Annotated in this window: 18 protein-coding genes, 2 tRNA genes and 1 pseudogene; 11 read left to right on the forward strand and 10 right to left on the reverse strand. The window is 40.8% G+C overall.

What is annotated here, in order from left to right:
* Positions 1 to 92: pseudogene (locus FTU77_RS10350) on the forward strand (IS5/IS1182 family transposase); the annotation flags it as partial.
* 32 nt (positions 93 to 124) lie between these two features.
* On the opposite strand, the gene FTU77_RS10355 reads toward FTU77_RS10350, so the two are convergent.
* On the reverse strand, positions 125 to 1,156 hold the full coding sequence (locus tag FTU77_RS10355; RefSeq protein WP_180055739.1) for a DUF4917 family protein: 1,032 nt from the start codon (positions 1,154 to 1,156) through the stop codon (positions 125 to 127).
* A gap of 222 nt (positions 1,157 to 1,378) precedes the next feature.
* Between FTU77_RS10355 and ahcY the strand changes: the two genes are divergently transcribed.
* The 7 genes from ahcY to FTU77_RS10390 all read left to right on the forward strand — a co-directional run bounded on the left by ahcY (position 1,379) and on the right by FTU77_RS10390 (position 11,901).
* Positions 1,379 to 2,761 (forward strand): adenosylhomocysteinase, encoded by a 1,383-nt coding sequence (ahcY, locus tag FTU77_RS10360; protein WP_180055740.1) that lies wholly within the window; start codon positions 1,379 to 1,381, stop codon positions 2,759 to 2,761.
* Between the two features lie 149 nt (positions 2,762 to 2,910).
* On the forward strand, positions 2,911 to 3,747 hold the full coding sequence (gene metF / locus FTU77_RS10365) for a methylenetetrahydrofolate reductase [NAD(P)H] (RefSeq protein ID WP_168378282.1): 837 nt from the start codon (positions 2,911 to 2,913) through the stop codon (positions 3,745 to 3,747).
* Positions 3,748 to 3,779: 32 nt separating this feature from the next.
* Positions 3,780 to 4,493, forward strand: a complete 714-nt coding sequence (locus FTU77_RS10370; protein ID WP_180055741.1) for a 16S rRNA (uracil(1498)-N(3))-methyltransferase — start codon at positions 3,780 to 3,782, stop codon at positions 4,491 to 4,493.
* Between the two features lie 183 nt (positions 4,494 to 4,676).
* Positions 4,677 to 7,553 (forward strand): EAL domain-containing protein, encoded by a 2,877-nt coding sequence (locus FTU77_RS10375; protein WP_180055742.1) that lies wholly within the window; start codon positions 4,677 to 4,679, stop codon positions 7,551 to 7,553.
* 140 nt (positions 7,554 to 7,693) lie between these two features.
* On the forward strand, positions 7,694 to 9,973 hold the full coding sequence (locus tag FTU77_RS10380) for an NADP-dependent malic enzyme (protein ID WP_180055743.1): 2,280 nt from the start codon (positions 7,694 to 7,696) through the stop codon (positions 9,971 to 9,973).
* 81 nt (positions 9,974 to 10,054) lie between these two features.
* A complete protein-coding gene (locus FTU77_RS10385) occupies positions 10,055 to 11,290 on the forward strand; it encodes a multifunctional CCA addition/repair protein (RefSeq protein WP_180026679.1) in 1,236 nt (411 codons plus the stop codon).
* 170 nt (positions 11,291 to 11,460) lie between these two features.
* Positions 11,461 to 11,901 (forward strand): GNAT family N-acetyltransferase, encoded by a 441-nt coding sequence (locus tag FTU77_RS10390; protein ID WP_180026678.1) that lies wholly within the window; start codon positions 11,461 to 11,463, stop codon positions 11,899 to 11,901.
* A gap of 35 nt (positions 11,902 to 11,936) precedes the next feature.
* Here FTU77_RS10390 and epmA read toward each other — a convergent pair whose 3' ends face one another.
* The 6 genes from epmA to greB form a co-directional block, all read right to left on the reverse strand.
* Positions 11,937 to 12,905 carry an EF-P lysine aminoacylase EpmA gene (epmA, locus tag FTU77_RS10395; RefSeq protein WP_373685820.1) on the reverse strand — a complete coding sequence of 323 codons (969 nt, stop codon included), beginning with the start codon at positions 12,903 to 12,905 and terminating at the stop codon, positions 11,937 to 11,939.
* Between the two features lie 5 nt (positions 12,906 to 12,910).
* On the reverse strand, positions 12,911 to 13,978 hold the full coding sequence (locus FTU77_RS10400) for a 4-phosphoerythronate dehydrogenase (RefSeq protein WP_180055745.1): 1,068 nt from the start codon (positions 13,976 to 13,978) through the stop codon (positions 12,911 to 12,913).
* Between the two features lie 115 nt (positions 13,979 to 14,093).
* Positions 14,094 to 14,846 (reverse strand): class II aldolase/adducin family protein, encoded by a 753-nt coding sequence (locus FTU77_RS10405; RefSeq protein ID WP_180055746.1) that lies wholly within the window; start codon positions 14,844 to 14,846, stop codon positions 14,094 to 14,096.
* A 165-nt stretch (positions 14,847 to 15,011) separates the two neighbouring features.
* Positions 15,012 to 15,101: transfer RNA gene (locus tag FTU77_RS10410), tRNA-Ser, on the reverse strand.
* A 228-nt stretch (positions 15,102 to 15,329) separates the two neighbouring features.
* Positions 15,330 to 15,419, reverse strand: a tRNA-Ser gene (locus tag FTU77_RS10415).
* Positions 15,420 to 15,505: 86 nt separating this feature from the next.
* On the reverse strand, positions 15,506 to 16,000 hold the full coding sequence (gene greB, locus FTU77_RS10420; RefSeq protein WP_180003371.1) for a transcription elongation factor GreB: 495 nt from the start codon (positions 15,998 to 16,000) through the stop codon (positions 15,506 to 15,508).
* Between the two features lie 365 nt (positions 16,001 to 16,365).
* Here greB and FTU77_RS10425 point away from each other — a divergent pair, with 365 nt between their 5' ends.
* Positions 16,366 to 17,478, forward strand: a complete 1,113-nt coding sequence (locus FTU77_RS10425) for a transglycosylase SLT domain-containing protein (RefSeq protein ID WP_180008382.1) — start codon at positions 16,366 to 16,368, stop codon at positions 17,476 to 17,478.
* 77 nt (positions 17,479 to 17,555) lie between these two features.
* Here the strand turns inward: FTU77_RS10425 and FTU77_RS10430 are convergent, their stop codons facing one another.
* Together FTU77_RS10430 and ttcA are read right to left on the reverse strand one after the other, a co-directional pair.
* Positions 17,556 to 17,939, reverse strand: coding sequence for an SCP2 sterol-binding domain-containing protein (locus FTU77_RS10430; RefSeq protein WP_180008384.1), 384 nt, complete (start codon positions 17,937 to 17,939; stop codon positions 17,556 to 17,558).
* Positions 17,940 to 18,161: 222 nt separating this feature from the next.
* Positions 18,162 to 19,091 carry a tRNA 2-thiocytidine(32) synthetase TtcA gene (gene ttcA / locus FTU77_RS10435; RefSeq protein ID WP_180055747.1) on the reverse strand — a complete coding sequence of 310 codons (930 nt, stop codon included), beginning with the start codon at positions 19,089 to 19,091 and terminating at the stop codon, positions 18,162 to 18,164.
* Between the two features lie 500 nt (positions 19,092 to 19,591).
* Between ttcA and FTU77_RS10440 the strand changes: the two genes are divergently transcribed.
* Both FTU77_RS10440 and htpX read left to right on the forward strand, forming a co-directional pair.
* Positions 19,592 to 20,455 carry a lytic transglycosylase domain-containing protein gene (locus FTU77_RS10440; protein WP_180020710.1) on the forward strand — a complete coding sequence of 288 codons (864 nt, stop codon included), beginning with the start codon at positions 19,592 to 19,594 and terminating at the stop codon, positions 20,453 to 20,455.
* Positions 20,456 to 20,588: 133 nt separating this feature from the next.
* A complete protein-coding gene (htpX, locus tag FTU77_RS10445; protein ID WP_078190437.1) occupies positions 20,589 to 21,494 on the forward strand; it encodes a protease HtpX in 906 nt (301 codons plus the stop codon).
* 160 nt (positions 21,495 to 21,654) lie between these two features.
* Here htpX and FTU77_RS10450 read toward each other — a convergent pair whose 3' ends face one another.
* Positions 21,655 to 22,245, reverse strand: coding sequence for a DUF4112 domain-containing protein (locus FTU77_RS10450; protein WP_111883898.1), 591 nt, complete (start codon positions 22,243 to 22,245; stop codon positions 21,655 to 21,657).
* Positions 22,246 to 22,270 lie beyond the last annotated feature (25 nt).

Below are 22,270 nucleotides of genomic sequence, written 5' to 3' on the forward strand. Positions count from 1 at the left end.
TTAGAGGAATTGCCACAAGATACGATAAGCTAAAACGTAACTATCAAAGCGCTGTTGCTTTAGCTTGTATATTTATATGGTTGCCTCTTTAGCTCAATTTATCGGCTGTAAATGTCAACACACCCTAGATAGAATCAGGATTATTCCAACAACCTTCACTCTGGCTATCAAAAAACTCTATTTCGATATTTGAAGAAATTTCTTTAATTAATGTATTAATTCGATGACATTCATTTTGATCTTTAGAATAAGTTGAGATAGCAATTTTACCGACAGCATCCTCTTTTATAACTTGCTGAATTAAATGGGACTCTTGCTCACCTACCCCCCATCCATAAATAACTAAATTGGAACTTTCTGTAATTAAATTTGGTAAAACTTCATAAAAGATTGTACTTAAATATGGACTACTTTTTATCGATTCTAATTTCTTAGTACCCGTACCTTCCGATACAAATAATGGTATTTTTTCATCACACCATTGTGAAGTAACAACCTCCAATAAACTTTCAAAACCTCCTCTCTGTAATTTGTTTTCAATATTTTTTGCATTTCTAAAAATAGATAAGTTGCCATGCTGATAAAAAGCTAAAGTAACTTCTCTTTCTCTACGAATAGGATTTCTTAAATCTTGCCAATTATTCCTAAATGATCCATTTGCTTGAAAACAATCTTTAAATTTATGCCCATCTTCATGTCTGTTTCCGTACATTAGAATCCAATATAAGATTAAATCATAATTAAGAGAAACTATAGTTCTAAATTGTTTTGTAAATTGATATAGCTGAGGTAATTCATCAACTATATCAACATGCTCACAATGAACCTCTTTGACAACTTCAATCAGTGCTTTTTTAATGTTGTCATACGCTGAATCAATTTTTAGATCTATTATTCCTAAATGCTTATTTACTAGCTTCGCATGCCAAACCAATCTCAAGATTAACTCAAAATCACAAGTATCAAACTCGATAAAAAGTTTAGATATATCCTCATTAAAAAGTTTTAATTTTTCAGCCTCCTCTTTTAAAGAATCAAAATGAAATTTTTGATACAAAGCAACACTAGCCCCATTACCAATAATTAAATTGCCATTCTTATAATCATCCTTAATTTCAGCCCATTCCTTAATTGGATATTCGAAGCCATCCACCATTGTTTAGTCTCACATTTTCTTATTAGTCAGATATTAACCAATTTCAGATTGGAACAAAACGTAATTCCAAGTACAATACTCCGCTAGTCGAGGGATGCTGCGACTTTCTTATAGGCACTAAATATAAGATCGCTAGGCTCGACGATTCGGTTGGACACTCGTTCCAATCAACAACGGCATCCGCGAACTGAATGATCAATTGTTTTTATTAAGGAGATCGTGATGAACGCGGTTAATGCTTCATTTACAGATTACAAAGTTGCCGATATTTCACTAGCTGACTACGGCCGTAAAGAAATCAAACTCGCAGAAGCAGAAATGCCAGCCCTAATGGGTCTTCGCAAACGCTATGCAGCGGCTAAACCCCTTGCTGGCGCGAAAATCCTAGGCTGTATCCACATGACTATTCAAACTGCAGTTTTAATTGAAACTCTAGTTGAATTGGGCGCAGAAGTACGCTGGACTTCATGCAACATCTTCTCTACTCAAGACCACGCTGCTGCTGCAATCGCTGCTGCAGGTATTCCTGTATTTGCTTGGAAAGGCGAAACTGAAGAAGAATACATGTGGTGTCTTGAACAGCAAATCAATGTGAACGGTACACCTTGGGATGCCAACATGATTCTGGATGATGGCGGTGACTTAACTGCACTTGTTCACGAAAAATACCCAGAAGTGATTGCTAAAATCCACGGTATTACAGAAGAAACCACTACAGGTGTTCAACGTCTTTACGAAATGCACCGCGACGGTACTTTAAAAGTTCCAGCGATTAACGTAAATGACTCTGTAACCAAGTCTAAAAATGACAATAAATACGGCTGCCGCCACTCATTAAACGATGCAATCAAACGTGGTACAGATATGCTTTTATCTGGCCGCCGTGCACTTGTAATCGGTTATGGCGACGTAGGTAAAGGTTCTGCTCAATCACTTCGTCAAGAAGGCATGATTGTACGTGTCACTGAAGTTGACCCTATCTGTGCAATGCAAGCATGCATGGACGGTTACGAAGTTGTTGCTCCGTATAAAAATGGCATTCAAACTGGCAAAAAAGAAGACATCAACCTTGACCTTCTTCAAAACACTGACCTTATTGTAACGACTACTGGTAACTACCACGTATGTGACGCTGCAATGCTTGATTCATTAAAAGCTGGCGCTGTAGTTTGTAACATCGGTCACTTCGATACTGAAATCGACACAAACTACCTACGCGGTTACAAGTGGGTTGAAGTTAAGCCACAAGTTCACCAAGTGTATCGTTCAGAAAATGAAAATGATTACCTTATTCTTCTTTCAGAAGGCCGTTTGGTGAACCTTGGTAATGCAACCGGTCACCCTTCACGTATTATGGATGGTTCTTTTGCCAACCAAGTATTGGGTCAAATGCACCTATTCGCTGAGAAATTTGCTGATCTTCCAGAAGATCAAAAACAAGCTGCGATCCGCGTAGAACTTATTCCTAAGAAATTAGACGAAGAAGTTGCTGCTGCAATGGTTGCAGGTTTCGGTGGCGTATTGACGACTTTAACTCAAGAACAAGCGGATTACCTCGGTGTTCAAGTTGAAGGCCCGTTCAAAGCTGAGGCTTATAAATACTAAGTTTTATATTCCCCCTCATCCTAGCCTTCTCCCACAGGGAGAAGGGACTTTTCATTATTAAGTAAATTTATAATGGACGTTCCCTCTCCTCTCAGGAGAGGGCTAGGGAGAGGTCTAAATAAAAAGTATTTATAAAAAAGGATTTGAACATGTCAAAACAGATTCCTATTTCCTTTGAGTTCTTCCCGACCAAAACTGATGCGGGCGCGGAAAAACTTAAAGTTGTACACCAAGAACTACAATTATTAAATCCTGAATTTTTCTCTGTAACATACGGTGCAGGCGGTTCTACCCGTGAACGTACTTTGTCTACATTGAACGACTTCAACGGTAAAGGCACACCTGTTGCCCCTCACCTTTCTTGTATTGGTGACAGCAAAGAACGTATTGCCGAATTGCTGGATTTGTATAAGTCACAAGGCATTGACCGTATTGTTGCGCTGCGCGGTGACTTGCCGTCTGGTCAAGTGGGCTTGGGCGAATTGCCTTATGCAACAGATCTTGTGCGTTTCATCCGTGAACATACTGGTGATCACTTCAAAATCGAAGTGGCTGCTTACCCAGAAATGCACCCACAAGCGGACAGCTTTGATCTCGACATCAAACGTTTCTGCGACAAAGCCAATGCTGGCGCTAATGCAGCACTCACCCAGTTCTTCTTTAACCCAGATGCATACTTCTACTTTGTAGAGCGCATTCAAAAAGAAGGCGTGAACATTCCTGTCGCTCCAGGCATTATGCCGATTACCAATGCAAGCAATTTAATTCGTTTTGCTGATGGTACAGGTGCAGAAATTCCTCGCTGGATTCGCAAACAGCTTGCGACTTATGGCGACGACACAGCGTCAATCAAAGCCTTTGGTCATGAAGTGATTGTGAAACTTTGCGAACGCCTGATTGCTGGTGGTGCGCCAAGCCTGCACTTCTACACCATGAATACCACTGACCCTACACGTCAACTTGTGAAAGACCTCGGTCTTGCATAAGACATTTCGACCTTTTTGAGAGTAAAACTTTAATGCCACGTTTTTATATTGAAGCTGATTTAACTGTTGATACGACTGTTGAATTAACGGAAACAGTGTTTCATCACTGGGTAAAAGTTTTACGTGCTCAAGTGGGCGAAACTGCCACTTTGTTCAATGGGCAAGGTGGCGAATACCATGTTGAATTGGTTGAAGTCGCTAAAAAGTCGGCTGCCGTCCAAGTTTTGCAATTCAATCCAAGCAATCGCACACCACATTTTACAGCACTATTGGGTCAAGTGATGAGCAAAGGCGACCGCATGGATTATGCAATTCAAAAAGCGGTGGAACTCGGTGTTTCTGAAATTCAACTACTCACATCCGAACGTTGTGAAATGCGTTTGAAGTACGATCGTGATCAAAAGAAACTCGACCATTGGCAAAGCATTGCTATTGCTGCATGTGAACAATGTGGTCTCAACATTGTCCCTAAAGTACTTGCACCCCTTTCCCTTGAAAAATGGTTGGAGAGTAATCTACCGACAACCAAGTTGGTACTCGCACCCAATAAAGATGAAGTTGATGTATTAGCAGATGCTGACCCGCACTTTGCCTTACTGATTGGCCCTGAAGGTGGCTTGAGCGAAGCCGAGATCAGCGCAGCAAATGAGAAAGGTTTTGTGAACTGGTGTATCGGTGAACGTGTCCTTCGCACAGAAACTGCACCTGTAGTTGCACTTTCAATTTTAAATTATAAATTTATTTAATTTTTACTCGATGGTTCATCTGAAAGCATCAATGATGGCATCCTTGATATTGCTTTTTATTTGTAACGCAATTACCCTAGAGTCAATAAAAACAAATGATTTGTTACTAAGAATAAACAAATACTCTCAGGAACAATACAAATACAACGATCTAAATTTGGTTAAGGCAGGGTTTTTATATTCATGACGTATAAACAAGATGAATATATCAAGCAGTACAATCATACTGCTCAAATTGCGAACACGATTCGCCATAGCCGCTATTTTTTAGTCAGTATCCTGATTATTTGCTTATATATTTTTTCGATATATCAAATTTTTTATAAATCACCATCTTTGTATTTCAATATTTGGTTTATTTTTACCGAAGTTTTTGTCAGTTTATGCTGGCTGATGAGCACCGTTTATTTTAAACCCGAACAATATTCACTGATGATTGCGCATCGTTGGCTACAATTTCAGTGTTTTTCTGTCGGTACGCTTATTGCGAGCGGTATTTTTTTAATTTTTTATTATTTGCCTACGACCAATCAAAGCTTTGAACCAATTCAAGCCCTGACGCTCTCTGCCCTACTCTTGATCGTGACGCAAACCTTTGGTTTGACCTATTTGACGCAAAAACTCAATTATTTTTGTTTAGCCTTTATCCCGTCTATCGTGCCCTATCTGATTGCACAGTTCTTTTTCTTAGATGGTTCAAATCACTTATTTAGCCTGAGTATTAATTTTGGGCTCATTGTGATTCTAATGTGCGCCATGACGTCATATCGAATTCATCGTCGTGTATCGACCTTACATGCTAAAAATAACCTACTGGTCGATAGTGCCAAGCAACAAGTCAAATGGACTGATGAACTGTGTCAGCAGCTCCAAGATGAAGTCAACAAATCACGAGACATCGAATTACAGCTACAACTGGGTAACCAAATCCTTGAACAGAAAGTTAAAGAGCGAACCTTCGACATTGAGCAAATGAACAAGGATTTAGAAAACCAACAAGCCAATTTAGTCCTTGCGCATGAAATCGCCGGTTTACGTCCTTGGGATTGGAATATCAAAGACCGTAAAATCGTTGTCACCAACTATAAGCAAGAAAAAACCCTTAGACATTCGAAAGAGCATCAGCAACAGTTACAACATGTGATCCATCCTGATGATATTCCTCATTTTAAATCAGCGATGATTCAACATCTTCGTGGATTTAAAGACCGTTATGAGGCCACCTATCGGATTCAAAACAGTCAAGGAAAATGGAGTTGGGTACATGATATTGGACGGGTCATTCAACGCGATCCAGATAATCGTAAGCCATTGCGCATGGTCGGTATTCGACGTGATATCCATCAAGAACGGACATCACAAGAACGTTTAAAACTTGCAGCTAGTGTACTCGAACAAGCCGCTGAAGGAATTTTCATTTTAAATGAAGAACTGTGCTATATCGAAGTCAATCCGTTTTACGAACAATTAACCGGATTTAACTACGACCAAATTATTGGCAAACATCTTTTTGATATCACAGCGAATTACAAATCAATTCAACGCAGTATGCACTACTCGATCATTAAACAAGTGCTGAAAATTGGTGAATATGATGGTGAATTGCACGAAAAATTTCTTTCAGGTAAAGAACTGACGCTGTGGATGCATATTAATGCCATTACCGATGATCAAAACCGTGTCACCCATTATATCGGGATCGTTTCAGACCTGACCGAACGTAAATTGCAAGAACAACGCTTATCATATTTAGAAAACTATGACACCTTAACGGATTTACCGAACCGTTTTTATTACAACTATCAACTGCATCAATATTTAGTTTCGCAGCAAGATTCGATTAAACAGTTGGCTGTCATTCGTTTAAACATCGATCGTTTCCGTCCATTAAATGAATATCTCAGCAACAATGGTGGTGATGAACTGTTACGCCAAGTCGCACAGCGTTTACGTCTAACCAATGCCGAAGCTCTGTTTGTCGCACACTTAAATGGCGATGATTTTGCGATTGTGTATGAAATCTCGCACATCCGCCCTTCAGTACAAGAACATTGTGAACGCATCAATAAAGCTTTTAGCATTCCATTTAATATTTTTGGCCAAGAACATGTCATCACCTTATCGATGGGTGTAGCGTTCTATCCTGAGCATGGCCGTCAGCTAGATTATCTAAATAACTGTGCAGAACAAGCGCTAAGCGAAGCAAAAAATTTGGGCGGCAATACCACACGTTATTATTCCAATGAAAATACCGCATTATTAGAGCAAGGGATCTTCTTGGAACGAGACTTGCGTAAAGCCATTCAAAATAATGAGCTGGTGGTGTATTACCAACCGAAGATCAATTTCCGTGATAAAAATATTTATGGTTTTGAAGCCTTAGTGCGTTGGAATCATCCTGAAAAAGGCTTAATACCACCGGGCTTATTTATTCCTCTAGCAGAACAAACCAGTTTAATTTCGGATATTGGGCGTTTTGTCCTGCAAAAAACCGCGCAGCAAATTCGCTTTTGGAATAATTTGGGTTATCAAAATATTTGTGTATCCGTCAATATTGTTGCGCAGCAACTGCGCCGTGGACAATTATTAAATGATTTAGATGAAGCGATAGATGCCAATCAAATTGAGGGTGCCAGTCTGGAACTGGAAATTACAGAATCTTCTTTGGTCGAAAATCTAGATTCAGTACGTGAACTATTAAACGAAATAAAAAAACGTAAAATCAATATTTCACTTGATGACTTTGGTACGGGCTACTCATCACTGTCCTATTTAGCTGATTTCCCAATTGATATCTTAAAAATAGACCGCAGTTTTATCTCTAAAATTGGTGAAAATAAACAATTGGCCATCGTTAGTGCCATGATTGCCATGGGCAAAGCGATGGGCATGACGGTAGTCGCTGAAGGGATTGAAACTGAACAACAGTTACAGTACCTACAAGACTTAGAATGTGACATTGCTCAAGGCTATTTTTTCTCTAAGCCATTGCCACAAGAAGAGGCAACCGTGTTCCTTGAAAATAATATCTCTTCGCCTGCTTATACATACTTAATATAAGTCACTATGCCTGAGCTATAAGATTGTCTGAAAAAGACGCGACTTCGACTGTCCCAACTGTGCAACTAATGTTATATTCAAGCGGATAAAGCAAGCATTTCAGCTTTATATTGGATAAACAAAACACAATCGAGATACAGATGGACGATCAATCTTTAAAACAGCAGGCTTTGTATTATCACGAATTTCCAACTCCGGGGAAAATCAGCGTTACACCAAGCAAACAATTGGTCAACCAACACGATTTAGCCCTCGCATACTCGCCAGGTGTCGCTGCACCTTGTTTAGAAATTGAACGCGACCCATCTACTGCTGCACTTTACACAGCGCGCGGTAATCTTGTTGCTGTAGTCAGTAACGGTACAGCCGTACTAGGCTTAGGTAACATTGGTCCTTTAGCGTCAAAACCTGTTATGGAAGGTAAAGGCGTTCTATTCAAAAAATTCGCTGGTGTTGATGTTTTTGACATTGAGATTGCTGAAAACGATCCAGACAAAATCGTAGATATCGTTGCAGCATTAGAACCTACTTTCGGTGGTATCAACCTTGAAGACATCAAGGCCCCAGAGTGTTTCTACATCGAGCAAAAACTTCGTGAACGCATGAATATTCCTGTGTTCCATGATGACCAACACGGTACATCAATCATTGTGGGTTCTGCATTACTCAATGCACTTCAACTCAATGGCAAAAAAATTGAAGAAATCAAAATTGTCGCTTCTGGCGCAGGTGCTGCTGCCCTTTCATGTTTGAACTTACTTTGCGCACTTGGCGTGAAAAAAGAAAACATCGTTGTGGCAGATTCACGCGGTTTATTGACGACTAAACGTGAAGGCTTGGATGACTCGAAAAAGGCATACGTTCAAGACATCGAAGGCTCTCAGCTTGCTGATGTAATGGAAGGTGCGGACATGTTCCTCGGTCTTTCAGCAGCAGGTATTTTGACCAAAGAAATGGTTAAAGTCATGGCGAAAGATCCGATTATCTTTGCCCTTGCTAACCCAGACCCTGAAATTCTTCCTGAACATGCACATGAAGCACGTCCAGACGTGATTATGGCAACTGGTCGTTCAGACTATCCAAACCAAGTGAACAATGCACTTTGCTTCCCTTATATTTTCCGTGGTGCACTAGATGTTGGCGCAACTACGATTAATGAAGAGATGAAGATTGCTTGTGTACATGCGATTGCCCGCATGGCGCATGTCGAAGCTGATGCTGCATCGTATGGTGAAAAATCTGCTTCATTTGGTCGTGATTACCTGATTCCGCGCCCATTAGATCAACGTTTGATTCTTGAAATTGCACCTGCAATTGCACAAGCAGCGATGGATTCTGGTGTTGCAACTCGTCCGATTCAAGACTTCTCTGCATATCGTCAACGTTTATCTGAATTCGTCTACAACTCTGCGTTTATGATGAAACCAATTTTTGCGCAAGCGAAAACTGATCCGAAACGCATTGCATATGCTGAAGGTGAAGATTTACGTGTACTTCGCGCGGTGCAAATTGCTGTTGATGAAGGTTTAGCAAAACCAATTCTTGTCGGTCGTCCTGCAGTCATTGAAGCGAACATCAAGAAATTAGGTCTACGTCTTGAAGACGGCGTGAACATCACTATCGTCGATCAAGAGAAAAACCCTGATTACGATAAGTTTGCTGACGATTACTACAGCATCATGCAACGTAAAGGTGTAACACCTGAATACGCTCAGCGTGAAGCACGTCGTCGCTCTACCCTGATCGCTGCAATGCTGGTTCGTCATGGTGTGGCTGACGGTATGCTATGTGGTACTTATTCTAGCTATGACATTCACTTAGACTTCGTCAGCAATGTGATTGGGCTAAAAGAAGGCCGTAATAACTTCTTCACGCTGAATGCATTAATGCTTGAAGATCGTAACTTGTTTATTGCCGACACTTACATTAACCGTAACCCAACAGCTGAACAGCTTGCTGAAATGACTATTTTAGCGGCTGAAGAAGTCCGCCGTTTTGGTATTACGCCGCGTGTAGCATTGCTTTCTCACTCAAGTTTCGGTTCTGACCAAAATGATCCTAGCGCTCAAAAAATGCGTAAGGTTTATGATATTTTGTCAGAAATTGCACCTGAACTTGAGGTTGAAGGTGAAATGCATGGTGATGCCGCATTGGATGAAAATATTCGTCATTTCGCATACCCGAACTCACGTTTTAAAGGTTCTGCGAACTTGCTGATTATGCCTAATCTGGATGCAGCGAACATTTCGTTCAACTTGTTGAAATCAACTTCAGGTAGTAACGTGACGATTGGCCCAATTCTTTTGGGTGCTGCAAAACCCGTTCATATTTTAACGCCAACAGCGACAACTCGCCGTTTAGTGAATATGACTGCATTGACTGTTGCAGAGATTCAAGAAAACGAAAAATTAGCACTCTAATTTAGTTGACCTGAACACACTTTGTGACTTGAGAAAACCTCTGTTCTGTAGCATGATTGCTCTAAGAATAGAGGTTTTTTCATGCAAGTTTATTTAGTAGGCGGTGCAGTTCGAGATCACTTGCTCGGGCACCCCTATCACGAAAAAGATTATGTCGTTGTCGGTGCAACGCCGGAACAATTACTTGCTCAAGGTTATCAACCTGTGGGTAAAGATTTCCCTGTTTTTCTTCATCCAGAGACCAAAGACGAATATGCCTTAGCCCGTACAGAACGTAAGTCTGGACATGGGTATCATGGCTTTGAATTTTATACCGACGTCAATGTCACACTCGAACAAGATCTCATTCGACGTGACCTCACGATCAATGCGATTGCCATGGATGATGCAGGCCAGATTTACGACCCCTATCATGGCCAACAAGATTTAGAGCGACGCATCCTTCGCCATGTGTCTGATGCCTTCGTCGAAGATCCATTGAGGGTTTTACGTATTGCACGTTTTGCGGCACGTTATAAAGCTTTAGGTTTTAAAGTGGCTGATGAAACACTTGCGCTGATGCAAGAGCTTGCTCAATCTGGCGAACTTGAAGCCCTTACACCTGAACGCGTTTGGAAGGAAACGTCTCGTGCGTTAATGGAAGACCATGCAGATGAATATTTTGAAGTTTTAAGAGCCTGTGGTGCTTTAAAAGTCTTATTCCCTGAAATTGATGCGTTATACGGTATTCCACAGCGTCCTGAATATCACCCTGAAATTGACTGTGGTATTCATACCATGATGTCGTTGCAGCAAGCCTGTCGTGCCAATTATTCTTTGGATGTTCGTTTTGCTGTATTGGTACACGACTTGGGCAAAGCACTCACTCCAGTAGATGAGTTACCGCGCCATATCATGCATGAAGAACGTGGGGTAAAACCCGTTACCGAAGTCTGTGACCGTATGCGTGTACCCACCAATACCAAGCAATTGGCCATCTCCGTATGTAAAGAGCATTTAAAATGCCATCAAGCCCTAAGCTTAAAACCGGGGACATTGTGGCGTCTGTTACAACGTATGGATGTGCTACGCCGTCCTGAACGTGTAGAGGCCTTTGTGCAAGCCTGTGAATGTGATTCACGTGGCCGTTTAGGTTTAGAGGATCGTGCCTATCCGCAAGCTCAATACGTTTTAGATGCCATGCAAGTGGTTCGCAATATTAAAGCTGCCGATCTTCCACCCGATATATCAGGGCCGGATATCGGTGAAATGCTGATTGAAAGACGTATTCAAGCCATTGCGGCACTTAAAACCAGTCAGTATGCAGTTGAAGCTTAATTAGAGCACCTTCGGGTGCTTTTTTAATTTACCTTTTCTATATTTTTAAAACTTTAACTTTTGCAATATTTCACCTTGCCCTTTCAGATATAGATAAGCTTTGAAAAATATCAGCATGCACATCAAGGCTCATTCATCTATGCTCTAAGGAAAACCATCGAGCTGACAATATGCATCCCCAAATTCGTCCGTTACAACTCCAAGAAGATCTCCTCGACATTCATCAACTCACACTCCAATTGGGTTATGAAATACCACTAGAGCGACTCCAACAGCATTGGCAGTTGATTCATTTGGATAAGCATTATCAGACCTTGGTGATGACGGCTGATGACCGCGTCATTGGTTATGCAGGTTTTATCCAACAATACAGTTGGGAGTTTGAGGAAGAATTTATTCGGATTCAGGCTTTTGTCATTGATGCCCGTTACCGCGGTCAAGGTTTAGGGCGACGCTTCATGCAAGCCATTGAGCAAAGCGCTCGGCGACAAGTTCTAAAACGTATTTTAATCAACAGTGGTAATCGTCCGGAACGAGATGCCGCACATGCTTTTTATCAAAATTTAGGGTTTGAAGCCTATAGTTTGGGTTTTACTAAATATTTAAATTGATCGGCCAATTTTACCATCAGCCGATCCAGACATTTTTAAGAAATATCGGCTGGGAAACTAATGACTTTTTCAAGTTTTAACTGATTCGTTGCCACCATTAGCAATCGATCAATACCTAAGGCTATACCTGCACACTCGCTCATATGCGGTAATGCAGCAAGCAAATATTCATCAATCGGCATCACATGCAACCCAAGTTTAGCGCGCTCTGCATTATCTGCCTCAAAACGACTTCGTAAAACATCCGCATCAATCAGTTCATCATAAGCATTCGCTAACTCTAAACCTTCGATATAAAGCTCAAATCGTGCTGCAACCAATTCACCATCTTCGTCCACACGGGTTTTCGCCAAAGAAGCCATTTCCGGTGGAAAATCGGTCAGGAACACTGGCGTATCAAAACCGAGGCTCGGCTCAACATAATGCGAGAACAATAAATCGATATAGCCTAAACGGTCTTCACCCAGATCTAAGCTTAGCCCCACACGACGACAGCAATCTTTCAGATCTTGTAAAGAAGCTTGTAACGGGTTCAAATCCAAACGATCCATAAAGGCATGCTTATAGCTCAAAATAGTTGGACGAACTTCACCAAAGCGCTGTTTCAAAGTTTCATTCAATAAGTCCGTCACTTCAAACATCAAGTCTTTTAAGCTAAAACCCGGACGGTACCATTCCAACATGGTGAATTCACTGTTGTGTTTACGTCCATGTTCATCATCACGGAAAACTTTACAGATTTGGTAAATAGATCCACTGCCACTTGCCAACAGACGTTTCATGGCAAATTCAGGTGAAGTTTGCAAATAATGCGTTTGCTTTTGACCATTCACATGGCGCTGAGCCTGTACCGATGCTAAATGCACATCGGTGACACCCGCTTGAGAAAGCACAGGTGTTTCCACTTCTAGTACATCACGTGCCGCAAAAAACTGGCGAATTTGAGCATACATCGTGGCACGTGCACGAAGTGCAGTGAGTTCACAACTCGGTTGAAAGTTCATTTGACTCATGCTGCTGGGCCTCCATGTGCAGCCCATTCACGGCGTAAAGGATAGGTTTTACGTAAATAATCAAAGGCTTTTTGATCCACCTTGCCGTCTTTTAGGCAAGCACGTAAGTTGGCATCATCACGAGCGATGTCATAAATATCTTTTAAATAACGCTGTAATACCGTCTTAAAGTCAGCACCCGTAAAATACTGCTCACAGACGGGCAACTGACTTTCAAAAGCTTTATTTATCGGTTGCTTGAAAGTTTGACAAAATGCCTCATAGATCATCTGTGTGCCACGTGCTTTACCTTCCAAGCTGTAGCCTGCAATATGGGGTGTCACCACGTAAATTAAATCCAACAACGCTGCTGAAATCTCTGGCTCATGTTCAAAAACATCTAAGACCACTTTACGCTGAGTTTGTTGAATATCGGCAATTAAGGCAGCTTCTTCGACCACTGGCCCACGCGCGGAATTAATCAAAATCGCTGAAGGCTTCATAACGGCAAGTGCAGCAGCATTAATTAAATGATAGGTTGGATATTCCCCCACTTTAGTTAGTGGCACATGGATACTAATCGCATCTGCTTTTTTTAACAGTTCTGCAAATTCAACTTGTTTCACATGATCAGATTGCACAAATGGATCATAGCCAATGACATTCCAACCGAATAATTCTGCCATGACGGCCAAACGTGAACCAACATTACCTAAACCAACAATGCCTAAAGTAAATTGTTCATTTGCATTCAACAATTCAGGTTTAACGTAAAGCAATGCCGTAATCACATATTCTGCAACCGCTTGTGCATTACAACCTGCGGCATTTGACCAAGCAATCCCCTGCTTTTCTAAAGCAGTAATCTCTAAATGATCTGTTCCAATCGTAGCACTACCGACAAATTTGAGTGCGGTCTGTTGAATTAAGTCTGCATTTACCTGAGTCACCGATCGCACCAATAATGCATCGGCTTCTTTGACATCTTCATGGGTCAGTGTTCGACCTGCTGCTTGCTTTATTTCACCAAATTCGGCAAAAAAATACTCAGTAAATGCCAGATTTTCATCTGCAACGATTTTCATAGTTCATCTCATAGTTCCACTATAAACATGATAACGCGTTGCCCAAGCCATGACTATTCTTCTGCACATGAGGCATAGCGCCTATACTCTATGAGCTAGATGATTGAAAATTATATTAGCGACAATAATCTGACCGCTGATCTTCAATTAAAGACAAGGCCGCCTGCCAAGCCGCTTGAATAATGGGCTCGGCCATCGGATTTTCAAACTGCTGCAACGTATGTTCACAAACCTTCGGACTCGGATAATGCAATGTAGCACTCGACAACGCTTTTACTTGAATTTGACAAGCCCGTTCTAAAAAGTAAATTTCATGAAATGCCCGTGCCACACTATCTCCAGTCGCAAGCAAGCCGTGATTGCGTAAAATCATACAGCGATAATGCTTCATATCCTGTACCAATCTTTCACGCTCTTCAGTTGAAAAGGCTATGCCCTCATATTCATGATAAGCAATGTTCTGATAGAACTTTAACGCATGTTGTGAGATTGGCAATAATCCATGTTCCTGTGCAGAAACTGCCACGCCATCCGCAGTATGCGTATGAATCACGCAATTAATATTTACACGCGCATGATGTAAGGCAGAATGAATCACAAAGCCTGCTACATTCACCATCTTCCCTGCATCATAGGTTTCAACAATTTTACCTTCATGATCAATTTTGACCAAATCCGAAGCCGTCATTTTGTCAAAGGTCACACCATAGCGATTAATCAGAAAATGATCTGGTTCATGACTTAAACGCAGGCTGATATGGGTATCAATTAAGTCGGTCATTTTATAATAAGCCACCAAGCGATACAGTGCCGCCAATTGACAACGCGCTTGCCATTCCAGTTCATGAATAAGCTCTGGTTTCTGCATGGATGAATTCCTTTTCTAAATCGATTGATCTTGTTTTCTGTTTATTGTGAATAATTAATAGCATGTCATATCCATGCTGTATATCAGCTTCGCCTGTCGAAAAAATAATTCAAAAATTTTAGGCAAAAAAAAACCCCAATGTAAAACATTGGGGTTTTTTGAATATGGCGGAAGCGGTGAGATTCGAACTCACGGAGGACTCGCGCCCTCGTCGGTTTTCAAGACCGGTGCATTAAACCGCTCTGCCACGCTTCCATGGCCGCTATCATATAAATAAAAATTCAGATTGGCAAATTATTTTGCCTTATTTTGAACACTTGGCGAATCGTTCAGACAAAATTTAGGCGATTGTAAAATTTTGGCTTAGAGCTGAAAAACAGATGCTCAATCAATATATATTAAATTAAGATCATAGCTAATTACATTGCCTCAATTTACGCATATAAAAAAACCCTGATGTTAAAACATCAGGGTTTTTGAATTTGGCGGAAGCGGTGAGATTCGAACTCACGGAGGACTCGCGCCCTCGTCGGTTTTCAAGACCGGTGCATTAAACCGCTCTGCCACGCTTCCATGGCCGCCATCATATAAATAAATTTCAGCAATGGCAAATTATTTTGTAAAAAACACGTCCAATTGAACAAAATAAGAGCAGTTTGTTATTTTTCAGTACTTTCGCCCATTTCATAACGAATTGAATTGATATACCAACATTTTTTTCCCAGTGGGGTCAGGACTTCGACCTCATCATCCACTTGCTTGGACAGGAGTGCTCGAGCCATAGGTGAATCAATTGAGATATGCTGTGGATGATGATCATAAATTTCATCTACCCCCACGATCCTTAACGTTTTTTGTTCGCCTTCATCATTTTCAATATCGACCCACGCCCCAAAATAGACTTTCCCTTTTTGTTCGGGTGAATAATCGATAATACGAAGCTCTTCCAAACGTTTTCCCAAATAGCGTACACGTCGGTCAATTTTGCGTAACAATTGCTTATTATATTGATAATCCGCGTTTTCCGAACGGTCGCCAAGACTGGCCGCCCAGTTCACTTTTTTGGTAATTTCAGGTCGTTCTTCATGCCATAAATGTTGAAGTTCAGCGACCAATAAATCGTGTCCACCACGGGTAATTAAGTTAGATTTCATGATGATTTTTCGGCCTTGAGCAAGCGCTGATTTTTACAAAACATGCCTATTTTATCCTCCATTTCTACACAGGCAAAGTATATAAAATTTATTCGTAAACAAAATCAATTATTTATGTTACATATTTTAATATTTTTTCGTACAAAATTTGACAAGTATTTTTTTGCTTATTATTATGCGCACATCTTTTAGGCTTGTTTAATTTTTATCCAGTGTAGATTTTCTACACATTTCCCGAAAACCCCTAGTCATTTTTGAATGACGTCATGACTGCCCAACCCTTATTGAATTTATCAAACTTGAAAAAGTCTGAGGCGTGTTTGCCTTTGCTTTTTAGGGCATAAATTACTTGTAGCGGAGACAACATGCACAGTAGTTCAACTTCTGGGTCGAGGCTTTGCCTTAACTCTTTTAACTCTCTCCCATTTAAAGCGCTTGCACTTAGTACTGTCTTAATTCCTTTTCACAGTATTAATGCCAGCAAAACAGCTCATCAATATGATGCTGTCGTCAACAGTAATAAACTCACTGTTGTTGCCGTTGCCAATCCTGACATTGTTTTTCAGGATGGTAAACATCGACATGGTTTTGGTTACGACCTTGCACGTAACTATGCAGAAAGTTTAAATGTCCAATTAGATTTTAAAACAGTGAATGACAATGCCACTGCTTTAAAAATGGTTGCCAAAGGTCAAGCCAATTTTGCTATGACCACTGCCGAAATGAGTACCATTGAAGCCAAGCATTTGACGTCATTTTCAGCCAGTTGTGGTGATACCGTTTCTTTGAAAAAGAATGGTTTAAACAGCAACTTAAACTGGGTATTTAAAAATGCAGACGATCCACTCAGCCAAACCGCGAGTGGCTTTATTTGCCGTGCCAAACAAAATGGCGCAATTGGACAGTTGGCATCATTCTACAACCGTAATGTGGTCAAACAAGATTCTTGGAATGTGATTCAACGTGATTTAAGTAAACGTATGCCGATCTATAAGGCAAGTTTTAAAAACACGGCCAAGCAATACGACCTAGACTGGCATTTATTGGCAGCAATTGGTTATCAAGAGTCTTACCTCAAACCTGACTCGGTATCCCCGACCGGTGTTCGTGGCATTATGATGCTGACCAACAGTACAGCAAAAGCTATGGGTGTGAGCAACCGTACAGATGCGACTCAAAGCATTCAAGGTGGTGCAAAGTACTATGACCAAATGCTAAACCGTTATAGCAACATTCCCTACCCTGATCGTAATTGGTATGCCTTAGTGGCTTATAACATGGGTCCTGGTGCTGTAAGTCAGATTCAAAAGCGCATCCAGTCTCAGGGTAAAAACCCGAATAAGTGGGTGAATTTATATGCTTATCTTGACCGTAACAAAGCCAGCAATGGTCGTTATCGTCAAGCTGTGCAATATGTCACGCGTATTCGTGCGTATTTGGAACATATTAAAACCACACCTCAACTTGTGAATATCTAATATTCGTCTACCTAACATTTACATGTGAGCGCACAAAAAAAAAGCTTACCTTTAGGTAAGCTTTTTTCGTTTTAAACTTAAGCAGTTTGCTCAAGTACTTTTTTGAACAAATCTTTTTGCTCAGCACTTGGTTTTGCTGTTTGTAATGCCATCAATTGTGACATATCACCTTGTACTTTTATTTTGCCCGTCATAAACGCTTGCATCGCTGCAGCCATATCAAACTCAAGGAATACTTTACGTAAAGTTTCAGCATCCATGTTCAAAGTTGTTTTCGCGTTTGAAGATAAACCTTTTTTAATTGCACCACCATCTAATGACAATTCAGTATTGCCTGCAGCGTCAGCAACCACAAGGTTAATTGCAAGATTAGCCAATGCAGGTGGTAAGTTTAAATCACCAGCTTGAGCTGTCAGAGTTTCTACAGTTGAAAACCAATCATCAGTTAAAAAAGCAGGCATGATCTTTCCTCAATTTATTTTGTTCGTGTGTGTTGCCGTTCCGGACAACATCAGTGCAAGCATATTTTGCTTGAGGTTTGTTATAGCATGATCATTTGTGAAAAGGCTAAAGTTTTTTGTACGCACCGTTCAATATTTAACTGTTTAATAACAAAATGAGAAAAATCATAAGCATAAAAAAGGCATTCCGTAGAATGCCTTTTGCGTGATGAGGTTTTCGGCTTAATCTGCCATAAACCCTAAGTTCACCATATTAATGCGTTTGCTTTCTGACTCACCTTCTTCAGTTGAACAACTTTCGCTATTTTTGAAGTCAAATTCGCGTTGTTCATCTAGGGCTTCAAAGTCGAATAACTCACGGTCAGCCAGTTGTGAAGGTGATACATTTTGCAACGCACCAAAAATACTGTGTAAACGTTTTGGAAATTCTTTATCCCAAGTACGCAGCATGTCATTTAGCATCGCACGTTGTAAGTTTTCTTGAGAACCACACAAATTACACGGGATAATTGGGAACTTACGCATTTCTGCATATTTGATAATGTCTTTTTCTTCCACATAAGCCAGTGGACGAATCAAAATGTTCTTTTTATCAGAAGACAATAATTTCGGTGGCATGGCTTTTAAGCTGCCGCCATGGAACAAGTTCAAGAAGAACGTCGCCAAAATATCATCACGATGATGACCTAAAGCCACTTTCGTCGCCCCAATTTCTTGAGCAAAGCCGTATAACGAACCACGACGTAAACGTGAGCATACTGCACAATACGTTTTACCTTCTGGGGTTAAACGTTTAGTAATGCTGTAGGTATCTTTTTCTAAGATGTAATACGGAATTTTGTTTTCTTCTAAATAACGTGGCAATACTTCTTCAGGGAAACCCGGTTGTTTTTGGTCAAGGTTGACCGCAACCACATCAAAATTAATCGGTGCAATACGCTTAAACTGCAACAAAATGTCGAGCAAGGTATAACTGTCTTTACCGCCTGAAATACAGACCATCACCTTGTCGCCCTCTTCGATCATTTTAAAATCACGAATGGCATGACCGACCTGACGGCGTAGCTTTTTCAATAAACGATAATACGCAGAGCTAGTTGGTAGTTCTGGTTTGAAATTAAATCCTTGTTCGGACTCAACTGGCGAGAACATAGACGAGTTAAACCTAAAAAAAAATACCGCGCAATTTTATCCGATTCGCAGACTTCTCGCATCAAAAGAATGTAATTTCCGAAAAAAGTAAAAATACTGTCATGATCACGTCATCCTCAGCGCATTATTTTATACGGTCGAGTTCATTTTTTAGGCGAAACGCTTATCTTTTGGACTTTTCCACAGTTGTCCACAAAAGCTGTGGATAACTTTGTGGATTTTAAATGACTTGACAAGGTGAGCTGCCCTTATTTTAAGGCTTCTATTTAAATTGATCATTTTTTGATCAATTTATTATCCCTTACTTATCAATGCTTTAGATGTGTCAAGTTATGCTCATTAAAAAAAAATAAATATTTTTTTTGATTATTGAATCATCAAAATGACTTGATTTTTACAAAGTAAAGAAGAAATCAGCCCTCGAAGCCTTTTCATCTGATTTTTTTTTGATAAACTCTATTTTAACTGTTTGGGGACAGAATTTTTTTCTTCACAATAAAATGAAAAACAATACTTGGACTTTGGGGCTGTTATTAAGTGGAAGTGTGGCTATCAGTTTAGCTGCACCGAGCATTTTTGCCGGCCAAACGATCTATCAATTACGTGAAAGTAACGGCACAACGCTACTAACCAATAAACAAGGCCGCTATAGCAATCTGAAAGTCGAGAAAAAAACCTACTATCCGGACAGTAATATCCATAGTTATAGTAACTGGGGCTCAAATGAAGCGTCTGTGTTGCCAAGCTATAGCCGTAATAAAAATGCCTTTGACAATATTATTAAACAAGCCGCGGCCCAACATGGTGTTTCCGAAGGTCTGATCAAAGCGGTGATGCATACCGAATCTGGTTTTAACACCAATGCACGCTCACCAGTCGGTGCGCAAGGATTAATGCAACTCATGCCTGCCACAGCACGTCGCTTCAATGTATCGAATGCCTACGATCCACATCAGAACATTATGGCTGGTGCGCGCTATTTATCTTGGCTACTGAAACGTTTTAATGGCAACACCTCACTTGCCTTAGCTGGTTATAACGCAGGTGAAGGCAATGTCGCAAAATATGGTGGCATCCCACCTTTTCGTGAAACTCAAGACTATGTCCGCCGTGTCACTAGCCGCTACAGCAACCTATATGCTGGTAGTTTAAGTGTCTCGGGTTCGAGCAGTTCAAATAGCACTTCTAATAGTGGTCGGATTATTGCCAGTTCGGACAATTATCATGCTGCTGCCCCTGCTGTTGCCAAGTCACCGGCACGTCAAATTATTCAAACGGACAATGGTAGTTTTACCGATGCACCTTCAGGTTCATTTGCGACAGCAAATGCTTCTGCCTCAGCGCGCATTTATCTCAATGAATAAAATCACTGATTTTGTAAAATTGCATCTGTTTTACTAATTTTTCCTTGAAATTTTAAGACTTTCACCTCATATTGAGTTTAATGATTTTTATTTGTAAATCAGATCATTTTTCTATAATAAGAGGATTTACCCAATGATGCGGATTGGTTTGTTCTTGCTGACCAACCTCGCGGTACTGGTTGTAGCTGGCATAATCTTGTCACTCTTCGGTGTCGGTAGTTACCACGGTGCAGGCGGCTTAAACTTAGGCAACTTGCTCGTTATCTGTTTTGTGTTCGGTATGGTGGGTTCGATGATCTCACTATTCATGTCAAAATGGATGGCGAAAAAAACCACGGGTACAGAGCTGATTGACCCTAATGCACCACGTAGCCAAGCTGAAGCATGGTTACTCAACGAAGTTGCGCAACTAGCACAACGTTCTGGTATCAAAATGCCAGAAGTGGGTATTTTCCCATCGTACCAGTCAAATGCCTTTGCAACAGGCTGGAACAAAAATGATGCTTTAGTGGCGGTTTCTACCGGTCTACTGGAGCGTATGAACAAAGATGAACTCCGTGCCGTACTCGCTCACGAAATTGGTCACGTAGCCAATGGTGACATGGTGACCCTTGCTTTGGTGCAAGGTGTAGTCAACGCCTTTGTCATGTTCTTTGCACGTGTAGCAGGTGACTTTATCGACCGTAATGTCTTCGGTCGTGAAGATGGTGAAGCACCGGGTATCGCATACTTCGTCATTACGATTGTATTAGATATTGTCTTTGGTATCGCAGCGTCTGCTATTGTGATGTGGTTTTCTCGCTACCGTGAATACCGTGCCGATGAAGCTGGTGCGCGTCTAGCAGGTAAACAAGCGATGATTTCTGCCCTATTACGTTTACAAGCAGAATCTGAAATGCCAGATCAAATGCCAAAAGAAATGAAAGCCTTTGCTATTTCTGCGGGTCAAGAACAAGGTTTCAGCTTAGCTGCATTGTTCCAAACACACCCAACGATTGAACAACGTGTTGCGGCTTTACAACAATTAGATTGCCCATAATTCAGCATCTGATGTAAGTCGTAAAAAAGCCTCCCTATGGAGGCTTTTTTAAGTCTAATTTTTCCGAACATTTACTGTCTTATCAATAATCTTTCAGCTGAACGATCTTTCAATTGAATAGCCTCTCAGTGATCGCGTTCAAGCAACAAGGCATTTCTATCTACAATACTCCATTGGCCTTTAACCATTGCCAAAGCAATGAACCACCCATATAAATTGCAAAGATAAAGACTAATAAGAAAATCATCCCGAGTATATCTGGGATATGGATCCATATCCATGCAACCACAGGGTTGCGCCAAAAAGCCGATTGCTGTTGTTTCTGTTCTAATTTTTCATGTAAAAACGGATGTACCACATGTTGATCTGTACTGATTTGATATTCTTCACGAATGTGCGTATGTACAACATCTAAAGCTTTACGGCTCGGTCGAATAAACACATCAAAGATCGTCCCTGCAACAGGAATAAACCCCACGACAGCATCTATAACTGCGAGTTTCATCACACCATTTAATTTGGCTTGTGGTACGCCAATCTGTTTGGCTTTATAGACAGCATAACAGGTCAAGACAAATCCTGCGATATCACCAGCGACCGGAATGGTACTCAACGCTGCGTCCGCACCTACCCCTTGTCGAGTAAATGGAATTCGAACCACCGAGTCCATCATATTGGCAAACTTGGCGAGATCACGTTCAAGACGAATGACTTCTTGCTTAGACATTTTTTGTTTTAATGGTTCAGTCATGTTTTATCCAATAAAAACCGTGTAA

This window comes from Acinetobacter sp. YH12142, from assembly GCF_013418435.1.
GTDB classification, from domain to species: Bacteria; Pseudomonadota; Gammaproteobacteria; order Pseudomonadales; family Moraxellaceae; genus Acinetobacter; species Acinetobacter amyesii.